The sequence below is a fragment of the Kluyvera sp. Awk 3 genome, assembly GCF_028069715.1.
GTDB lineage: Bacteria > Pseudomonadota > Gammaproteobacteria > Enterobacterales > Enterobacteriaceae > Kluyvera > Kluyvera georgiana_A.
Window position 1 is genome coordinate 1 of the sequence record NZ_JANEWH010000252.1, and the last position, 2,546, is coordinate 2,546.

The window sequence follows — 2,546 nt, forward strand, 5'->3', positions numbered from 1 at the left end:
TTCATATAAAGCTATTATTTCCCAAATAAACGAAGCGCCATCCGGCAGAACCGTGAAAAATTTCCAGATGGCAACATACTAATTTATTTATTACCCGCAAAGTGTTCATCTAACAACTGACGCAGCGCATCAGATTGCTTGCCAAAAATAGCGTGAACCTGCTGCCCAAGAATAATAACCCCCAGCGCACCTTCATTCTGCAACGCCTGAGAATCCACGACAGACAGGTCCTTAACCGTGACGCGCAATCGCGTAATACAGGCATCAACATTTTCAATATTATGCTGACCACCAAATGCGCTAATCAGACGCTGAATTTGCTGTTGCTCATTGGCGCTTAATGGCACCGACGGTTTAGGCTGGGAGAAGTAGTGCAGGAAGGATTTGAGACTGACCATCATCGACGCTCCTTGATTATCTACAGAGGTAAAAAAGCCTGCTCGGATGAGCAGGCTTGTGATTGCAGCGGATTATGCTTTACGGCGAACGACACGGCAGTCCCAGGGTTGCAGCACCTGCTGACCGCTGGCATCAGCGCCTGTCGCGGCATGTTCATAGCCATCCGGCAAGGTAACTGTCTGCGTCTGCGCGGTAAAGTTCTGAACAAAGACAAAGGCGCTTTCGCCATCGGTACGCGCGGTAGCCACCACTCCAGGTGGGAAGCTGCTGGCAACCGCTCGTGGCAGCGCCAGCTCATCCATTAACGAGGTGAAGAAATCTCGCTGGAATGCCAGATCGTTGCGCGAAGCAATATGCCACGCCTTGCCCTTACCGACGCTATTGACGGTCACGGCCGGGCGCCCCGCATAGAAATCATCGCGATACGCCGCCAGCGTCTGCGCAGTTTCAGGGTGAATCAGTTCACACAGGTGGCGCACCTGGTAAGGGCCCTGCAGTCCAACCATGTTCCCCGCCAGCCCCTGAATCTGATTACGCTCACCGTCGTCCAGGCAATCTATCTCTTCCGCCCAGATACCTAACAGCTTGCGCAGCGGGCCAGGGAAACCGCCCAGGTGGCAGAGATCGCTTTCATTGACGATCCCCGTCCAGTAGGTGGTGACCAGGTGGCCGCCGTTAGCGACAAAGGCTTCGGCGCGCTCGGCAAAACCTTCGCGCACCATATACAGCATTGGCGCAATCACCAGCTGATAGGCGCTGAGATCGCCATCGGCGTCAATCACGTCTACGGCGACCCCTTGCTCCCAGAACGGACGGTAGTGTTCGTTCACCGTCAGCTCATACTCCATACCTTTGTTACGTGGCCCTTGCGCATCGTCCATGGCCCAACGGCTCTGCTGGTCAAAGATGATGGCGACCTTCGCATCAGTGCGACAGCCGACAACGTCCGGTAGCTGTCTTAAGATATGACCAAGCTGAGTGACCTCGCGGCCAACGCGGGTATCGAGATGCCCGACATGATCGATAATCGCACCGTGGAATTTCTCCACCGAACCACGGCTCTTACGCCACTGGAAGTACTGCACGGAATCCGCGCCGTGGGCTACGGCCTGTAGCGAAGAGAGGATGTGCATACCCGGTTTCTTCAGCTTGCTGGTCGGCTGCCAGTTGGTCACACTCGGCGTGGATTCCATCAGCACGAACGGTTTGCCGCCCTTCAGTGTACGCATCATATCGTGGTACATCGCGGTATAGCAGGCGAGCGTGGTCTCGTCTTTATCGCGATGCCACATTGGATAGCTATCCCAGGAGATGAAGTCCAGCGGCTCGGCGAGCTGCGAATAATCGTAATCGTAGAAATACTCCATAAAGTTGGTGGTCACCGGCAGGTCCGGGTTCACCGCCTTTAATGGCGCAATTTCATGACGACAAAATTCAGTCACCTGCGCGGTGTTAAAACGTCGCCAGTCGAGGTTCAGGCCATGGATAGACACTTCCCCCTGCGGCGACGGTGATTCAATCTGCTCCCAGTCGGTATAGGTGTGGCTCCAGAAGGTGCTCCACCAGGCGTGGTTCAGATTATCGAGCGTCTTATAACGCGCCTTCAGCCAGTCGCGAAACTTAGCCTGACAACGCGGGCAGTGGCACTCGCCGCCGTATTCATTGGAAATATGCCAGCCCAGCACCGCCGGGTGCTGTGAATAGCGTTCCGCCAGCAGCGTATTGATTTTTAGCGTCTTCTCGCGGTAAACCGGCGAGGTCATACAGTGATTATGGCGACCGCCGTGCAGCGCCGGCACGCGGTCACGCCCCACGCGCAACACTTCCGGATAGGCTTTTGACATCCACGCCGGACGCGCGCCGCTTGGGGTGGCTAAAAAAACATGTATCCCGGCGGCATACAGTTTATCAATAACATTATCCAGCCAGGCGAAATCAAATACGCCTTCTTGCGGCTCAAGTTTGGCCCAGCTAAATATCCCCACCGACATGACATTACAGTTTGCCTGCTGCATCATCGTAATATCCTGGTCGATAATACCGGGATAATTCTCCCATTGCTCCGGGTTATAATCTGCACCATGCAATAGCGCATTAACCTTCGGGCTCAAAGGCGGAAATTTTTTCATAATAAAATCCTGAAAAAG

2 protein-coding genes are annotated in these 2,546 nt (G+C 54.3%); both read right to left on the reverse strand.

Annotated features, from left to right (window positions below; translation table 11 throughout):
* Positions 1–83: 83 nt before the first annotated feature.
* The gene (locus NNN71_RS24340; protein WP_065356901.1) at positions 84–398 is read right to left on the reverse strand and encodes a glucose PTS transporter subunit EIIB; all 315 of its coding nucleotides are present in this window, start codon (positions 396–398) and stop codon (positions 84–86) included.
* 72 nt (positions 399–470) lie between these two features.
* The gene (locus NNN71_RS24345; RefSeq protein ID WP_271459551.1) at positions 471–2,528 is read right to left on the reverse strand and encodes a beta-galactosidase; all 2,058 of its coding nucleotides are present in this window, start codon (positions 2,526–2,528) and stop codon (positions 471–473) included.
* Between the last annotated feature and the right edge of the window lie 18 nt (positions 2,529–2,546).